Below are 17,803 nucleotides of genomic sequence, written 5' to 3' on the forward strand. Positions count from 1 at the left end.
TTTGGTAAGTACTACATACCGAAAACGATTCTTTAAAGAGATAAATACGTTTTCAACACCTGTGCAATGCCATTCTCATTGTTGGACGAAGTGACTAATTTCGCTTGTTGTTGTACTTCCGTTTCGGCATTGCCCATTGCCACGCCCAACCCGACTGCGGTTAGCATACTGATGTCGTTGTGATTATCGCCAAATGCAATCACCTGTTGCGGATCGATATGCCATTCCCGCAGTAAAGCTAACAATCGACAGCCTTTGGTGTTGCCTGCATTGGCAATATCCACGCGATCCACCCAAGACCATTCGCAACTAAATTCATTTTGCGGTAAATCGGCGACAACGGCGTTCATAATCTCTTTGTCCGGTGCGCTGATAACGCATTTCCAAATTGGGTTGTGATGATCGATTACTTCTTGAATGCTTTCAACTTTTCGTACATCGGGGCGAACATCCTGTGGACAGCTTTCCACCCATTTAATAAATTTTTCCATATGCGGATTGAGTTCGGCATAATTCATTGAATCCCGAGAGTACATCAACAAATGACATTGATGTTTTTCTGCTACATCAAAAATTAACTGTGCTTGCTGTTTCGATAGCGGATTGGCAAAGGGCGTGGAATCGGTTTCTACATCGTACACATAAGTACCATTACAACAAATGATAGGGGTATCCAATCCTAATTCCCGATAGTAAGGTTTCACCGCAGTATGATGGCGACCGGTCACCAAAATAATTTTAACGCCTTGTGCCATTGCTGCTTGAATTGCCGTTTTGCTCTCCGGCAAAATGTTGCCCTGACTATTTAATAATGTGCCGTCAAGATCGAAAGTCACTACGTTATAATGGTGATAATGCATACTTACTCCTTAAATAAAATGGAAAAGGCAGTTTTCTACTGCCTTATTTTTCTGTTTGTTATTACTGACCATAATAAGCATTCTTGCCGTGTTTGCGTAAATAATGCTTATCTAACAATTCTTGTTGCATTGAGCCCAAACTTGGGCGGAGAACTTGGCTAAATAAGTTCATATATGCCAATTCTTCCAACACAACGGCATTATGAACGGCATTGTCCGCATCTGTTCCCCATACGAAAGGCCCGTGAGAATGAACCAATACGGCAGGCACTTGATTCGGATCGATATGGCGTTTTTGGAAGGTTTCCACAATCACTTTACCGGTTTCCAATTCATATTCGCCTTGAATTTCTTGTGGGGTCATTTTACGGGTGCAAGGAATAGTGCCGTAGAAATAGTCGGCGTGGGTTGTTCCCAGTGCCAACAAATCTTCACCGGCTTGCGCCCAAGTTGTTGCGTGGCGTGAATGGGTGTGAACAATACCGCCGATATCTTTAAATTGACGATACAACTCCAAGTGGGTTGGGGTGTCGGAGGACGGTTTCTTATTGCCTTCCACCACCTTTCCGCTAAATAAGTCCACCACAACCATATCATCGGCAGTCATTACGTCATATTCAACACCAGAGGGTTTAATCACCACTAAGTTGGAAGTGCGGTCAATTTCACTCACGTTTCCCCACGTAAAGGTAACCAAATTATGTTTTGGCAAGGCTAAATTGGCTTTTAATACTTTTTCTTTTAATGCTTCTAACATTGGAATCCTCCTTCTTGCATTTTTTGTTCGATCCAGCGGCGTGCATTGATAATTTCGGCAATGGGTTCTTCCGCTTTTTCTGTCCACATTTCAATTAAAAATGCACCGCGATAATTTAATTCCGCCAAGGTTTTAAAGCAGGCAGCGAAATCAACACAGCCATCACCAAAAGGAACATCACGGAATTGACCTTTGCAGGTTGGTGTGACTTTATAAGTATCTTTTAAATGGATAGCGGAAATTTTATCAATACCCAGTTTTAATTCTTCCGCAACATTATCATTCCAAGCCGATAAATTGCCGAGATCGGGATACACGGTAAACCACGGTGATTTGATCAGTTCATCCCATTTTTTCCAACGGGAAATGGAACTCATAAATTTTGTATCCATAATTTCAACGGCAAGGGTCACTTGGTTACTTGCTGCAAGTTCTACCGCCCATTCCAAACCTTGTTGGAAACGGGCGATGGTGCCTTCATCTTGTTCTTCATAATATACGTCATAGCCTGCAAGCTGAATGGTGCGAATGCCGGTATCCACTGCAAATTGAATTGCTTTTTCCATAATTTCATAGGCTTTTTGGCGGGTAGCTTCATCACGGCTGCCAAATGGAAAACGGCGATGTCCCGACAAGCACATTGAAGGAATGGTAACGCCGGTATTTACAATGGCTTTGACCAGTTTTAATCGCTCTTTTTTGCTCCAATCAAGTCGAGCCAATCGTTCATCGGTTTCATCCACCGACATTTCCACAAAATCAAATCCGCAGGCTTTGGCAATGGAAAGTCTATCTTGCCAGCTAATATTTTTCGGGAGGGCTTTTTCATAAATACCCAGTTTATGTTTTCTCACGGAAGCTCCTTAAATTGTTGTCTTACTTCATCTATATTGGGTAAAAGGTATTCACCGTTGTCCATCATCTATTGAGAACGCCGGCTGATATTCCTACTTTATTCATTGTGCAATCGCGACATCATTTCATAAATTCTCATCAAAATCCGACCGCACTTTTAGGCAAGCATTACGTCCAATCCTTTGCTACGCAATGCTTCAATGAAATTTTTATCCGCTTCTTTACCGGTGATTAATAAATCAATATCCGATAATTGGGTGAATAACATTCCCACCTGTTGCCCCAACTTCGTACTATCCAGCAACACCACATATTTGCTTGCTTTTGCGGATAATCGTTGTTCGGAATTGGCAATAATCATATCGGTTTTATAAAGCCCCTCTTCGGTAAATCCTTTGCCACTGGTGAACATAATATTGGCGGCATAAGGGCTTTCATTTTGATTTAGCGAAAGGGTGATGGCTTTATTGCGATGATATTGTCCGCCCATAATGACGACATCCTCATGATTTTGCTCAATCAGAGAATTGGCTAAAGGCAAAAAGTTGGTGATAATTTGCAATTTTCGTCCGCACAAATGGTTACCCAACATTTGCATAGTCGAGCCACAGGTTAAAATCACGGAATCGCCTTCTTGACATAATTGACTTGCCATTTTGGCGATGCGTTGTTTTTCATCAAAATTATTCACGGTAGTGAGCGGTTTTGGTTTATTTGATGAACCTGATTGTAAGGATTCCGCACCGTTACGTACTTTGGTGAGCTGCCCCTGCTGTGCTAATTTGTTAATATCCCGTCTTGCTGTTGCCGGTGAAATGCCTAATTGTTCGATAATTTCCGCCGTTGAAAGCGATCCTTTCTCAAGCAATAACGCTAAAAGTTGCTTATGACGATAATTTTCGTTCATTATATTTTCCTTGCTTTCTCTTACCTCTTGCTAATAATGAACAAAAAGTAAGCCGCCTTCAAGTAAAAAGGCGGCTTTTATTGTTATAACATTGATTTGAATTGAATATTTGGTTCGTGTTCAAAGCAATCATCAAAACCGCGTGGGTGATGATATTCAATCAAATCTTTATCACGTGGATAAACATATTTTCCCCCCACTTCCCAAATAAACGGATGGAATTTGTATTGCAAACGTTCTTTACGCATTTTCCATAATTGGATAATTTCATCGGTGCTTGCCATAAAATTCGTCCAAATATCGTGGTGAACAGGAATAATCACTTTACAACGTAAACTTTCTGCCATTCTGAGTAAATCCACAGATGTCATTTTATCGGCAATCCCCACCGGATTTTCACCATAGTTATTCAATGCAACATCAATATCGAATTGTTTACCGTGTTTGGCAAATTGAATGGAGAAGTGGGAATCTGCACCGTGGTAAATATTGCCACCCGGTGTTTTGAAGACATAGTTTACCGCTTTGCGACCCATTTCTTCATCAGATGGGCAAAGCCCTGCCAATTCACCACCTTGTTCTTCAGCACCTTCTACCGGCAAGGTTACCAAGCAAGTGCGGTCGAAAGAATCAAGGGCGTGGATTTCCACATCTTTGAGTTTCACCACATCACCCGGTTTTACCACAATAATACGCTCTTCCGGCACGCCCCATTTTTTCCATAATTCTGCACAATGCCAAGGGCCGACAAATTTAACGTGATCCAATTTTGGATTATTCACAATTGCGGCTGCCACATTTACATCAATGTGGTCACTGTGATAGTGAGAAGCAAGGATAAAGTCCACTTCGTTGATGGCAAACGGATCAAGCACCATTGGTGCGGCACGCAAGTTAGGTTGTAACTTACGCACACCCGCCATATTCGCCATTTGATGGCCACGCACCATATCTTTCACTTGTTTGGTGGATTTACCACGACCACACCACAAATCCATACAAAGGTTTGCACCGCCCGGGGTTTTAATCCACACCCCCACACAGCCTAGCCACCACATTGCGAAGTTACCTTCCGGCACCACTTCTTGTTCAATTTCTTCGTTTAGCCACGTCCCCCATTCAGGAAAGGTAGAAAGAATCCAACTCTCACGGGTAATTTCTTGAATTTTGCTCATTGTAAACTCCTGATTAGTCAATTATAGAACCGGATTTAAATAATCAAAAATAATCATACGCAATCATTTTTCTTTGTAAAATCTTTTTTATCATTTTTGTGATCAAGATCTCATTTTTATTTCCAAGAAAGCGATTAACGGCTTGAGATCACAAGAAAGCCCCATTAATAATAAAAGAGAGCGTTTTTGAGAATTTCATCAGAACAAATGATTAAAGATGAAAATAAAATGTGACACACTTCACAAAACATCAAATTTAATCTTTTTTATTCAATAATTGTTGCTATTATCTAGCCGCTTTTGTTTTTCAAGGGACTGAAAAACAAACATTCCGAGACGTTTTCCCCATTTTCACAATGCAACAGAGGTTCTGTTATGGAAACATTATTAGATCTATTTATCGTTTTTAGAGATCAGGTACTCAATAAAGCCCCGCTTCTTTTGGGGATTGTTGCCTGTATCGGCTATATTCTTTTACGCAAAGACACCACCACTGTGATTAAAGGTACGATCAAAACCATCGTTGGTTTTATGTTGGTGCAAGTCGGGGCGGGCGAATTGGTAAAAGGTTTCAAACCGATTATCGCAAAACTTTCCGAATACCACGGTTTAACCGGTGCGGTGATTGATCCTTACACCAGTATGCAGGCAACCATTGAAACGATGGCGGATAATTATGCTTGGGTGGGTTATGCCGTATTATTGGCATTGGCGTTAAATATTTTGTTAGTGTTGTTTAGACGCTTTACCGGTATCCGCACCATTATGCTGACCGGTCATATTATGTTCCAACAGGCGGGTTTGGTTGCGGTGTTCTATATGTTGATCGGTGCCTCAATGATGGAAACCATCATCTACACCGCAATCATTATGGCATTGTATTGGGGGATTTCATCCAACATTATGTATAAACCGACCCAAGCCGTAACGGGTGGGGCAGGTTTTTCCATTGGTCACCAACAACAAATTGCCTCTTGGATTGCCGTTCAACTTGCGCCAAAACTCGGTAATAAAGAAGACAGCGTTGATAATATGAAATTACCGAAATGGTTGCATATTTTCCACGACAGTATTTCTGCCACCGTTTTGGTGATGACGGTTTTCTTCGGCATTATCCTGCTTTCTTTCGGCTTGGATAATCTGCAAACAATGGCAGGTAAAACCCACTGGGCAATTTATATTTTTGAAACCGGCTTAAAATTTGCCGTGGCGATTCAAGTGATCGTGATCGGTGTGCGTATGTTTGTTGCCGAACTTTCCGAAGCCTTCAAAGGGATCTCCGAACGGGTTATTCCCAACGCAGTATTGGCGATTGACTGTGCCGCAATTTATGCTTTCTCACCAAATGCGATGGTATTCGGCTTTATGTGGGGGGCAATCGGTCAATTTGTTGCAGTAGGCTTATTACTCGGCTTTGATGCTTCCGTATTAATTATCCCGGGCTTTATCCCAATGTTTTTCTCTAACGCCACAGTCGGGGTTTTTGCCAACCATTTCGGTGGCTGGAAAGCGGTGATGAAAATCTGTTTTGTGATGGGGATTATTGAAGTTTTAGGCTCTGCTTGGGTCATCCATTTATTAGCAACACAAGGTGCAACCTTTAACGGTTGGATGGGAATGGCGGACTGGGCATTATTCTTCCCACCGGTATTGCAAGGTATTGTCAGCATTCCATTCTTCTTCTTTGTTATCTTAGCCGCAGCATTTGTCTATATGGCATTCGCTTCCAAAAAATTACGCGCGGCAGAAGCCGCAGCGGCTGCGGCAGGGAAAACCCTTGAGCAAATGGATGGTTACGGTGTTGATGAAGTAGAAGAAACTACCGTTGTGCAAAGTGTTTCAACAGGCACAGCACAAAGTGCGGTCGAAAATACAAATGTTTCCGGAGAGGTAAAACCGGTGCGAATTTTAGCCGTGTGCGGTTCCGGTCAGGGTTCATCAATGATGATGAAAATGAAGATCAAAGGTTATTTGGATAAACGCGGTATTCCCAATATTATGGATTCTTGTGCCGTGACCGATTACAAAGGTAAACTGGATGCAACCGACATTATCGTCTCTTCCAAACATTTATCCGATGAAATTCAAGTGGGCGAAGGCAAATATGTATTAGGCGTGCAAAATATGCTTAACCCAAACTCATTCGGTGATGAATTAATTGAACTGATTAAAAAATTCCAAACCCAATAAACCGAAGTGCGGTCAATTTTTCCCTTAAATTGACCGCGAGATTATCCGTAAGAATTAAGGAGCGGACTATGTTAAAACAATCACTTATTGACAATAACTCAATTAAACTCAATCAAACCGCCACAGATTGGAAAGCGGCAATAAAAATTGGTACAGATTTATTGGAAGCCTCCGGTGCGATTGAACCCCGCTATTATGAATCTATCGTCAGTAATATTGAAAGTTTAGGGCCGTACATCATTTTGGCACCGGGCTTGGCAATGCCACATTCCCGACCGGAAGAAGGCGTGGTGAAAACCGCTTTCGCTTTAGTCACGCTAACCGAACCGGTTTATTTTGAGGGAGAAGATGATCCGGTTTATGTGCTTATTACTCTCGCCGGCAGCGACTCCGATCAACATATGCAGGGCTTAATGGAAATCACCCAAGTGCTTGATGATCCGGATAGTGATGATGGCGTAGATTTAAACCGTTTCCGTCAATGCAATACGGCAGAAGAGGTTTACGCCGCCATTGATAAAGCATTAAACGGCTAATCAAGCGAAGTGCGGTTAAAAAATAGATTTTTTAACGAAAAATTTCTTCAAAATTGACCGCACTTCATCCCAAAGCACCTAATTTTATTTCACTGAGAGGAACATACTATGTCTAAACCTTTACTCCAAATCGCACTGGATTCTTTAAGTCTTGAAAAAGCCGTTGCCGATGCCAAACAGGCGGAATCAGTGGTTGAAATCATTGAAGTCGGCACGATTTTAGCCTGTGCAGAAGGAATGAAAGCGGTTAGCACCTTGCGTGCATTGCACCCAAATCACATTATTGTATGCGATTTAAAAACCACAGACGGCGGTGCAATTTTGGCGAAAATGGCATTTGAAGCCGGTGCAGATTGGCTGACCGTTTCTGCAGCGGCACATCCTGCCACCAAAGCGGCGTGTAAAAAAGTGGCGGATGAATTTAATGCCGCACATCCCGAATTAAAAGTGAAAAAAGAAATTCAAATCGAAATCTACGGCAACTGGACAGTCGAAAAAGATGCGAAGGAATGGGTAGAACTTGGCGTAAAACAAGCTATTTATCACCGCTCCCGCGATGCCGAACTTGCCGGCAAAGGTTGGACACCGGAAGATGTGGAATTAATGAAACAACTGTCTGATCTTGGCTTAGCATTATCTATCACCGGCGGTATCGTACCTGAAGATATTCACCTCTTTAAAGAAATTAAAAATGCCAAAGCCTTTATTGCCGGCCGTGCTTTAGTGGGTGAAAAAGGCAAAGCCACCGCCGAAGCCATTCGTGCGGAAATCGACAAATACTGGGCATAATTTAATTTCTTCAAACAAAATAGGGTAAAACATAAGGTTTTACCCTATATAATCGTCAAAAATATGAGAGATTTTCTCGCTGGCATTTATGGCGGAGCAAGTCAATATAAAATCTCTGCTTGTACTTATCCCTTTTAATTTTCAAACAACTCCACGCTTAGTACGCCTTCTTCTGTTTTGAGCAGTGTGTAAACATCTTTAATCATTGTTGTATCGATCGCGAAACATCTCACTTGTACACGCACCTCGCCATTCGCCAAATCTTTTACGGAAAGATTTTCAATACGGTAATCATTTTGAATCAATAAATTGGTGATTGCCGCAATATCATCGGAAGCACTGAGGTGAATGATAATTTTGGTTTTCTTTTTGCGTCCTTTACGACGAATTAAACGTTGTACCATTGGACTGAATCGAATGGCAATTAAGATCATCGCTGTGGCGATCAAGGCATCAAAAATAAAACCTGCTCCTGTTGCAATACCGATTCCGGCAGCCGCCCAAATAATTGCCGCAGTCGTCAAACCTGAAATTGCATCGTTCTTTTTATGTAAAATCACCCCAGCTCCTAAGAAACCGATACCACTGATAACTTGAGCGGCAAGACGCATTGGATCGGTACGAATATTTTCCGACACCTGCGCATAATGTTCCGCCGCCTGAATAGAAACAATGGTGAGCGTGCAGGTGGTAATGGCAATAATGGCACAGGTTTTAATGCCGACCGGTTTGTGTTTGAGTTCACGTTCCAGCCCGATAATACTGCCTAAAATTAATGCCAAAAACATTTTTCCAAGAATGGTTAAATGAAGGGATTCTAAAAGTGCGGTCAAAATAAGCGGTGAATTTTCCATAAGGGGATTTGAGCAAAAAACAATCCGTCAATTCTAGCGATTTGAAAAATAAAAATATACTTAAATTTACAATATTTTACGTTTATCTGTTCGACTTCTCAGGGGAAATTGAGTAGAATCTGCCGACTTAAATATGAGCAGATAGAGATAGGGCTTTATGCAGACTTCTACACCAAATATTGGCTTTGTAAGCCTTGGTTGTCCAAAAAACTTGGTGGATTCCGAGCGTATTTTGACAGAATTGCGCAGCGATGGTTACAACATCGTACCGAGTTATGAAAACGTGGATTTGGTGATCGTCAATACCTGCGGTTTTATTGACAGTGCGGTGCAAGAATCATTGGAAGCCATTGGTGAAGCGTTAGAAGAAAACGGTCGTGTCATTGTTACCGGTTGTTTGGGGGCAAAAGAAGACCGTATTCGTGAAGTACATCCAAAAGTGTTGGAAGTGACCGGCCCGCATAGTTATGAAGCGGTAATGGAACAGGTACATAAATATGTGCCGAAGCCAATGCATAACCCTTACACCAGTCTTGTGCCGAAACAAGGCGTGAAATTAACCCCGAAACATTATGCTTACTTAAAGATTTCGGAAGGTTGTGATCATCGTTGCACTTTCTGCATTATTCCTTCTATGCGGGGGGATTTGGAAAGCCGTTCTATTACCCAAGTATTGGATGAAGCCAAGCGTTTGGCGGAAGCCGGTGTAAAAGAATTGCTTGTGGTATCGCAAGATACCTCTGCTTATGCAATGGATTTAAAACGCCAAGATGGTGGTGTAAAAACCGCTTTTTGGAACGGAATGCCTATCAAAAATGATTTAATCACCCTTTGCAAACAGTTAGGAAAACTTGGTATTTGGGTGCGTTTACATTATGTCTATCCGTATCCGCACGTGGATGATTTAATTCCATTAATGGCAGACGGCATATTGTTGCCTTATTTAGATATTCCGTTACAACACGCCAGCCCGAAAATTCTCAAAGCAATGAAAAGACCGGGTGCTATTGACCGCACTTTGGAGCGGATTAAAAAATGGCGTGAAATTTGTCCGGATTTAACCCTGCGTTCTACCTTTATTGTAGGCTTTCCGGGCGAGACGGAAGAAGATTTTCAATTATTATTAGACTTCTTAAAAGAAGCACAACTTGACCGAGTAGGTTGTTTTAAATTTAGTCCTGTTGAGGGCGCACCGGCAACGGAGATGGCGGAGCAAATACCGGAAGACGTGAAGGAAGAACGCTTCCATCGTTTTATGCAATTACAGCAAGAAATTTCTGCGAATCGCTTAAAATTGAAAATCGGCAAAACCCTTGATGTTTTAGTCGATGAAATTGATGATGAAGGAATCATCGGACGCTCTAAGGCTGATGCACCGGAAGTAGATGGCTTAGTTTATGTGGATAATTTAAGCGGCATTGATGTAAAAGTTGGTAACGTGATTAAAGTAACCGTTACCCGGTCGGATGAATACGATCTTTGGGGAACCTGTTAGTTAAAATCGAAAGGAAAAATAAAATGTCTGAAGTGAAAAAAACAAATGTTGCACGCTTTGAAAAAGAAGTGGCAGCTAAAAATTATGAAGCGGCGTGTGTAGAATTACTCGATATTCTTGGCAAAATTGATTCAAATTTCGGTGGCATTCAAGATATTGAATTTGATTGCCCTGAACAATTAAACGAATTAGAACAAGAAAAAACCGTTTATTTTTGTACCCGTATGGCGGTTGCGATCACGCAGTTATTCAGTGATCCGAAATTAGAAATTTCTCTTTCCGGTGCGCAACGTTTCTTTACTTTGCAACGTTGGTTAAACTTAATTTTTGCCTCCTCACCTTTTGTCAATGCTGATCACATTTTACAAACTTACAACCGTAATCCGGCACCGACAAATCCATTGGATATTCATTTAGATCCGACACAAGCGGTATTAATTAAATTCTGTATTTTATATTTGCCGGAATCAAACGTTAGCCTAAATTTAGATGCCTTGTGGACGCTTGATCCGGAACTTTGTGCCTCACTTTGTTTTGCATTGCAATCCCCTCGTTTTATCGGAACGCAACAATCATTCGGTAAACGTGGTGCATTATTGCAATGGTTCCCGGAAAAATTGGCGCAACTTAACAATTTGAATAACCTGCCAAGCGGTATTTCTCACGATGTGTATATGCATTGTAGTTATGACATTGCCTCAAACAAACATTTAGTGAAAAAAGCCTTGAACCAAGTTATCCGCCGCCATTTGCTTGAATTAGGTTGGGAAGATCGTGATGTTACTCAAATTGGCACAAGAAACGGCAAACCGGTGATGGTGGTATTGTTGGAACATTTCCATTCCGCACATTCTATTTATCGTACCCATTCCACCTCAATGGTGGCGGCACGTGAACGCTTCCATTTAATTGGTATTGGTAGCCAAGCGGTGGATGAGGCCGGCAGAGCGGTGTTTGATGAGTTTCATTTATTAGAAGGCAACAATATTTTCGATAAATTGCATTTAATTAAAGATATTTGTAATAAAAACGGTGCGGCGGTGTTCTATATGCCGAGTATCGGTATGGATCTCACCACGATTTTTGCCAGCAACACAAGACTTGCGCCAATCCAAGTGATTGCGTTGGGACATCCGGCAACTACCCATTCTGATTTTATCGAATATGTCATTGTGGAAGATGACTACGTGGGTTCTGAAGATTGTTTCAGTGAAACCTTGCTACGCTTGCCGAAGGATGCCCTTCCTTACGTACCGTCCGCCCTTGCACCGCAAAATGTGGAGTATCGCTTACGTGAAAATCCGGAAGTGGTGAATATTGGTATCGCTTCAACAACGATGAAATTAAACCCATATTTCTTAGAAGCGTTGAAAGCAATCCGTGATCGTGCAAAAGTGAAAGTGCATTTCCACTTCGCATTGGGACAATCAAGCGGTATTACCCATCCGTATGTTGAACGTTTTATTAAATCCTATTTAGGTGATGATGCAACCGCTCACGCCCATTCGCCATATCATCAATACCTCAGAATTTTGCATAACTGCGATATGATGGTAAACCCATTCCCATTCGGCAATACCAACGGAATTATCGATATGGTGACGCTTGGTTTAGTGGGCATTTGTAAAACCGGGCCGGAAGTTCACGAACACATTGACGAAGGCTTGTTTAAACGTTTAGGTTTACCGGAATGGTTAATTGCCAACACTGTAGATGAATATGTTGAACGTGCAATTCGTTTGGCTGAAAATCACGAAGAACGTTTAGCTTTACGCCGCCATATTATTGAAACCAATGGCTTAAAAACCCTCTTTACCGGCGATCCAAGCCCAATGGGTAAAGTCTTGTTAGAAAAATTTGATGAATGGAAAGTGGCGAATTTAGGTGAAAAACCGAAGAAAAAAGCGGCAGCGAAAAAGTCGGCGACTAAAAAAGCGACTGAAACCAAAACCGCCGCCACAAGCAAAAAAAGTGCGGTCAAATCCGAAGGTAAATCTGCAGCCAAAACTGCAGAAAAGAAAACCGGCGGAAAAACCGTAAAGAAAGCTAAAAAATAATGAAAATCCCCGAAAGGGGATTTTTTATTGACGAAAATTAATCAATTAATAAATTTCTTCTCCTTCCCGATAAAAATACTTGATTTTACAAATACTATCTTGTAATTAATAACGCCATTCAAACACAATTAAGGAAACACTATGAAAAACGTTGGTTTTATTGGATGGCGCGGAATGGTTGGTTCCGTCTTAATGGATCGTATGGTGCAAGAAAATGATTTTGCGGATTTAAACCCTGTTTTCTTCACCACATCACAAGCAGGACAAAAAGCGCCGGTGTTTGCCGGTAAAGAGGCAGGCGAGCTGAAAAATGCTTTTGATATTGAAGAATTGAAAAAGTTGGACATTATTGTTACTTGCCAAGGTGGTGATTACACCAACGAAATTTATCCTAAATTAAAAGCCACCGGTTGGGACGGTTACTGGGTTGATGCCGCCTCTGCACTGCGTATGAAAGATGATGCCATTATCGTATTAGATCCGGTGAATCAACACGTGATTTCCGAAGGCTTAAAAAATGGCGTAAAAACCTTTGTGGGAGGAAACTGTACCGTCAGCTTAATGCTAATGGCAATCGGCGGTTTATTTGAAAAAGATTTGGTGGAATGGATTTCTGTCGCTACCTATCAAGCGGCATCCGGTGCCGGTGCAAAAAATATGCGTGAATTGCTCACCCAAATGGGCTTATTGCGTGATGCGGTGAAAGAAGAATTAGCCAACCCCGCTTCTTTCATTTTAGAAATTGAACGTAAAGTAACGGCTGAAATGCGTGGCGACAATTTCCCAACCGAAAACTTCGGTGCAGCATTAGGCGGCAGCCTCATTCCTTGGATTGACAAATTACTGCCGGAAACAGGACAAACCAAAGAAGAATGGAAAGGTTATGCCGAAACCAACAAAATTTTGGGATTGAGTGACAACCCAATTCCGGTGGACGGTTTATGCGTGCGTATCGGTGCATTACGTTGCCACAGCCAAGCCTTCACAATTAAATTGAAAAAAGATTTACCGTTGCAAGAAATCGAACAAATTATTGCCTCACACAATGAATGGGTGAAAGTCATTCCAAACGACAAAGAAACCACATTGCGTGAACTAACACCGGCTAAAGTCACCGGCACATTAAGTGTACCAGTTGGACGTTTACGCAAATTGGCAATGGGGCCTGAATACTTAGCGGCGTTCACCGTGGGCGACCAATTATTATGGGGTGCCGCAGAGCCGGTTCGCCGAATTTTAAAACAATTAGTCGCATAATTGATAAGGCGTGTGAACCGAGGGTTCGCACACCTTTTTTATTTTCAACATCATTCCGGCTAATAAACCTTGCCTAAAATATCTATGATCCGAGAACCTCAATTCACCCAATTTGCTTTAACCGAACTGCTTCCCTTCTTTGAACAATTTCCAACGCAATATTTGAATGGGAAAAATGGCATCAATATTGCCTATCGTCATTTTGTTCACAATAAAAGTGCGGTCAGAAAATTGATGATTTTGGTGAATGGACGAGCGGAAAATATGCTGAAATGGTCGGAACTTGCCTATGATTTTTACCACCAAGGCTATGATGTTTTACTTTTTGACCACCGCGGACAAGGTTACTCAGACAGGCTTTTAAAAGAGACGGAAAAAGGGCATTTGGATGAATTTCGTTTCTATGTGGAAGATATGGCAAAAATCATCGAAAAAACCACCGCACTTTTTGCTTATCAAACTCAACATTTACTCGCCCATTCCCTTGGGGCATTAATTGCCACCTATTATTTGGCAAATTGCGACCACCACATCAAAAAAGCCGTATTATCCTCCCCCTTTTTTGGCGTGCCGCTAAAACACCCGATTCGGGATGAATTAATTATCGCCACGATGAATTTATTCGGACTGGGGAAACGTTATGTCTTCGGCAAAGGTGCGTATAAACCGGCACATTTAGAAAATAACGAACTTAGTTTTTGTAAAACCCGAATGAAATGGATGAATCGGATAAACCGAAAATACGCCGAACTTCACCTCGGCGGCCCTACTTTTCGCTGGGTGCATTTATGTCTTAATGCCATCAAACGATTACCACTCATCATTCCACGCATTGAAATTCCGGTGTTAATCTTACAATCGGAAAAAGAAAAAATTGTCGATAACCAAACACTGGAAAAACTCACCGCACTTTTCCCCAATGCTCAGTGCGAATTAATCCAAAACGCCAAACACGAAATTTTATTTGAACGGGATGAATTAAGATCAAAGGTAATGACCCAAATCACCCAATTCTTTGAAAGGGCATAATTTAAACTTGTACCGGATTGCTATTGGCTTTTTTCTCCCTCAAGCCCTAAAATAAGCCCCATTTACTGATCGCATTTCTGCCGATTTTTAGCACATAAACAGGTAACTCAATGATTTCTCAAGAAAATTTTTCACAACACACCCCAATGATGCAGCAATATCTCAAACTTAAAGCGGAGAATCCGGATATTTTGCTGTTTTATCGGATGGGGGATTTCTATGAGTTGTTTTATGACGATGCGAAAAAAGCGGCAGCGTTATTGGATATTTCCTTAACCAAACGAGGACAGTCGGCAGGCGAGCCTATTCCAATGGCAGGTGTGCCTTATCACGCGGTGGAAGGTTATTTGGCCAAATTGGTTCAGTTGGGAGAACCGGTCGCAATTTGTGAACAGGTGGGTGACCCGGCAACGAGTAAAGGGCCGGTGGAACGTCAAATTGTACGGATTGTCACCCCCGGCACCGTGAGTGATGAAGCCTTATTGCCGGAACGGCAAGACAATCTCATTGCAGCCGTATATCAAGAAAAAGACAAATTTGGTTTAGCCACCTTGGATATGACTTCCGGTCGTTTTCAGCTTTGTGAGCCGGCAGATAAAGAAACTTTACGGGCAGAACTGCAACGCATTGCCCCTGTTGAATTGCTTTATTGTGAAGATTTTACCGAAATGGCAGCGATTGAACATTGTAAAGGTTTACGCCGCCGCCCGATTTGGGAATTTGAACTTAGTACCGCCATTACCTTATTAAACCGCCAGTTCGGGACAAAAGATCTTCGTGCTTTTGGCGTGGAAAAATCACCACTGGGATTAAGTGCCGCAGGTTGCCTGTTGCAATATGCAAAAGAAACACAACGTACGGCACTGCCACATATTCAAAGTATTAGTGTGATTCAAAACCAAGACTGCATTCAGCTTGATGCAGCGACACGCCGTAATTTAGAACTGACCCAAAACCTTGCCGGCGGAACGGAAAATACCTTGGCTTCCGTGTTGGATAAATGCGTCACGCCAATGGGCAGTCGTTTATTGAAACGTTGGATTCACCAACCGATTCGGGATAGACAAAAATTGCAACAACGCCAACAAGCCATTGCGGAAATTCTCAATTTTGATCTGGTGGATGAGTTGCAACCTTACTTGCAATTAGTGGGCGATATGGAACGCATTTTGGCTCGAGTAGCATTGCGTTCGGCACGTCCACGTGATTTAACCCGTTTGCGTACCGCATTGGAGCAAATTCCCGCATTGCAAACCATTGTTCAACAAAAAACACCGCCATTTTTGACCGCACTTTTCGGGCAAATTAGCGATTTTAGCGAACAATGTGATTTGCTTCAGCGTGCGATTATCGAAACGCCGCCTTTATTAATTCGTGATGGTGGCGTGATTGCCAAAGGTTACAATGCCGAACTGGATGAATGGCGAACCCTTTCTGATGGCGCAACCCAATATCTTGAAAATCTTGAAAAACGGGAACGTGAAAGCACGGGCATTGATACCCTCAAAATCGGTTTTAATGCCGTACACGGTTACTACATTCAAATCAGCCAAGGGCAGGCGCATAAAGCTCCAATCCATTATGTACGCCGCCAAACCTTGAAAAATGCCGAGCGTTACATCATCCCCGAATTGAAAGAATATGAAGATAAAATGCTGAAATCCAAAGGGGCGGCATTGGCATTAGAAAAACAACTGTATGAGGAATTGTTTGATTTATTGTTACCGTATTTAGGGGCATTGCAAATGGCAAGCCTTGCCTTGGCAGAACTGGATGTATTGGTGAACTTGGCAGAACGTGCGGACACCTTAAATTATGTAATGCCGACTTTTTGCGATGATATTCGGGTGAGCATTGAAAACGGTCGCCATCCGGTGGTGGAACAAGTCTTAAAAGAGCCGTTTATTGCCAATCCTGTTGAACTGAATTCGGATCGCCATTTGCTGATCATTACCGGCCCGAATATGGGCGGTAAAAGCACTTATATGCGCCAAACCGCGTTGATTACGCTAATGGCATATATCGGTAGTTTTGTACCGGCAGACAGTGCGCAAATCGGGCAGATTGATCGCATATTCACCCGCATTGGCGCATCGGATGATCTTGCTTCCGGTCGTTCTACGTTTATGGTGGAAATGACGGAAATGGCAAATATTCTTCATCAAGCCACGGCACAAAGCCTTGTGCTGATTGATGAAATCGGGCGGGGAACATCCACTTATGACGGACTTTCTCTGGCTTGGGCTTGTGCCGAATGGTTGGCGAAAAAAACTCGCGCCCTCACCTTATTTGCCACCCATTATTTTGAACTGACCGTTTTGCCGGAACAGTTTGAAGGCATTCAAAACGTCCATTTGGATGCATTGGAACACAACAATAGCATCGCTTTTATGCACGCCGTGCAAGAGGGAGCGGCAAGTAAAAGTTATGGCTTGGCGGTGGCGGCATTGGCAGGTGTGCCACAACCTGTCATAAAATTGGCAAAACAAAAATTAACGCAATTAGAAAAAAACGCCGGACATTCGGCGGATCAACAAATTCAAGCCTTGCGTGAGGCCAATCAAAATCAAGGCGAATTAATGTTTGAACAAACAACGGATGTTCTACGGGAAACCATTGAAAAACTCGACCCCGATGAACTCAGCCCAAAACAAGCGTTGGCATATTTATATCAGTTGAAGAAACTGGTGAGTTAAAAAACTCCCTAAAAATGACCGTACTTTTCCTCCCTCAGCCTGCGGCACCTCCCTCCGCAAGCGGAGAGAGAAAGGGGGGCAACCTGATAACATCCTTTACATCTTACCCCGAACACATCGTTTATATTTTCTTCACTCTCTCTGCTTGCGGAGGACTGATGCTTACATTTGAGCGTTGGCTTTGCCTACGACCCCAAAGGGGCGAGCGAAGAGAGTAACCTGTTACGAAGTGACTGAGGGAGGGATTGTAACGTAGTCGCAAAAACTTTGTGAAAAATAACCGCACTTTTCTCTCCCTCAGCCTAAGGCACATTCTTTTGTAAATGGAGAGAGGGAAGGAAAATTG

Annotated in this window: 14 protein-coding genes; 8 read left to right on the forward strand and 6 right to left on the reverse strand. The window is 42.4% G+C overall.

Annotated features, from left to right (window positions below):
• Positions 1–32 precede the first annotated feature (32 nt).
• The 5 genes from BKL49_RS06815 to ulaG all read right to left on the reverse strand — a co-directional run bounded on the left by BKL49_RS06815 (position 33) and on the right by ulaG (position 4,554).
• The gene (locus BKL49_RS06815; protein ID WP_077423860.1) at positions 33–860 is read right to left on the reverse strand and encodes a pyridoxal phosphatase; all 828 of its coding nucleotides are present in this window, start codon (positions 858–860) and stop codon (positions 33–35) included.
• A 61-nt stretch (positions 861–921) separates the two neighbouring features.
• A complete protein-coding gene (gene araD / locus BKL49_RS06820; protein WP_077423861.1) occupies positions 922–1,617 on the reverse strand; it encodes an L-ribulose-5-phosphate 4-epimerase in 696 nt (231 codons plus the stop codon).
• Positions 1,611–2,471, reverse strand: a complete 861-nt coding sequence (locus BKL49_RS06825) for an L-ribulose-5-phosphate 3-epimerase (RefSeq protein ID WP_077423862.1) — start codon at positions 2,469–2,471, stop codon at positions 1,611–1,613. Before BKL49_RS06825 ends, araD begins: the two co-directional genes overlap by 7 nt.
• Before the next feature lie 158 nt (positions 2,472–2,629).
• The gene (gene ulaR / locus BKL49_RS06830) at positions 2,630–3,379 is read right to left on the reverse strand and encodes an HTH-type transcriptional regulator UlaR (RefSeq protein WP_077423863.1); all 750 of its coding nucleotides are present in this window, start codon (positions 3,377–3,379) and stop codon (positions 2,630–2,632) included.
• An 83-nt stretch (positions 3,380–3,462) separates the two neighbouring features.
• Positions 3,463–4,554 carry an L-ascorbate 6-phosphate lactonase gene (gene ulaG, locus BKL49_RS06835; RefSeq protein ID WP_077423864.1) on the reverse strand — a complete coding sequence of 364 codons (1,092 nt, stop codon included), beginning with the start codon at positions 4,552–4,554 and terminating at the stop codon, positions 3,463–3,465.
• A 375-nt stretch (positions 4,555–4,929) separates the two neighbouring features.
• Here ulaG and BKL49_RS06840 point away from each other — a divergent pair, with 375 nt between their 5' ends.
• The 3 genes from BKL49_RS06840 (at position 4,930) to BKL49_RS06850 (ending at position 8,069) form a co-directional block, all read left to right on the forward strand.
• Positions 4,930–6,744, forward strand: a complete 1,815-nt coding sequence (locus BKL49_RS06840; RefSeq protein WP_077423865.1) for a PTS ascorbate-specific subunit IIBC — start codon at positions 4,930–4,932, stop codon at positions 6,742–6,744.
• Positions 6,745–6,812: 68 nt separating this feature from the next.
• Positions 6,813–7,280: a PTS sugar transporter subunit IIA gene (locus BKL49_RS06845; protein ID WP_077423866.1), complete on the forward strand. Its 468-nt coding sequence runs from the start codon at positions 6,813–6,815 to the stop codon at positions 7,278–7,280.
• Between the two features lie 108 nt (positions 7,281–7,388).
• Entirely contained in the window at positions 7,389–8,069 is a 681-nt protein-coding gene (locus BKL49_RS06850) for a 3-keto-L-gulonate-6-phosphate decarboxylase UlaD (RefSeq protein WP_077423867.1), read from the forward strand.
• A gap of 134 nt (positions 8,070–8,203) precedes the next feature.
• On the opposite strand, the gene BKL49_RS06855 is transcribed toward BKL49_RS06850, so the two are convergent.
• The gene (locus BKL49_RS06855) at positions 8,204–8,923 is read right to left on the reverse strand and encodes an MgtC/SapB family protein (RefSeq protein WP_077423868.1); all 720 of its coding nucleotides are present in this window, start codon (positions 8,921–8,923) and stop codon (positions 8,204–8,206) included.
• A 157-nt stretch (positions 8,924–9,080) separates the two neighbouring features.
• On the opposite strand from BKL49_RS06855, the gene rimO reads away from it, so the two are divergent.
• The 5 genes from rimO (at position 9,081) to mutS (ending at position 17,457) form a co-directional block, all read left to right on the forward strand.
• Positions 9,081–10,418: a 30S ribosomal protein S12 methylthiotransferase RimO gene (gene rimO / locus BKL49_RS06860; RefSeq protein ID WP_077423870.1), complete on the forward strand. Its 1,338-nt coding sequence runs from the start codon at positions 9,081–9,083 to the stop codon at positions 10,416–10,418.
• A gap of 23 nt (positions 10,419–10,441) precedes the next feature.
• The gene (locus tag BKL49_RS06865) at positions 10,442–12,475 is read left to right on the forward strand and encodes a UDP-glucose:protein N-beta-glucosyltransferase (protein WP_077423872.1); all 2,034 of its coding nucleotides are present in this window, start codon (positions 10,442–10,444) and stop codon (positions 12,473–12,475) included.
• A gap of 141 nt (positions 12,476–12,616) precedes the next feature.
• A complete protein-coding gene (gene asd, locus BKL49_RS06870) occupies positions 12,617–13,732 on the forward strand; it encodes an aspartate-semialdehyde dehydrogenase (protein ID WP_077423874.1) in 1,116 nt (371 codons plus the stop codon).
• An 84-nt stretch (positions 13,733–13,816) separates the two neighbouring features.
• Positions 13,817–14,761, forward strand: coding sequence for an alpha/beta fold hydrolase (locus BKL49_RS06875; protein ID WP_077423876.1), 945 nt, complete (start codon positions 13,817–13,819; stop codon positions 14,759–14,761).
• A 110-nt stretch (positions 14,762–14,871) separates the two neighbouring features.
• Positions 14,872–17,457, forward strand: a complete 2,586-nt coding sequence (gene mutS / locus BKL49_RS06880) for a DNA mismatch repair protein MutS (protein WP_077423877.1) — start codon at positions 14,872–14,874, stop codon at positions 17,455–17,457.
• The last annotated feature ends 346 nt before the right edge of the window (positions 17,458–17,803 follow it).

The organism is Rodentibacter myodis (assembly GCF_001999305.1).
GTDB classification, from domain to species: domain Bacteria; phylum Pseudomonadota; class Gammaproteobacteria; order Enterobacterales; family Pasteurellaceae; genus Rodentibacter; species Rodentibacter myodis.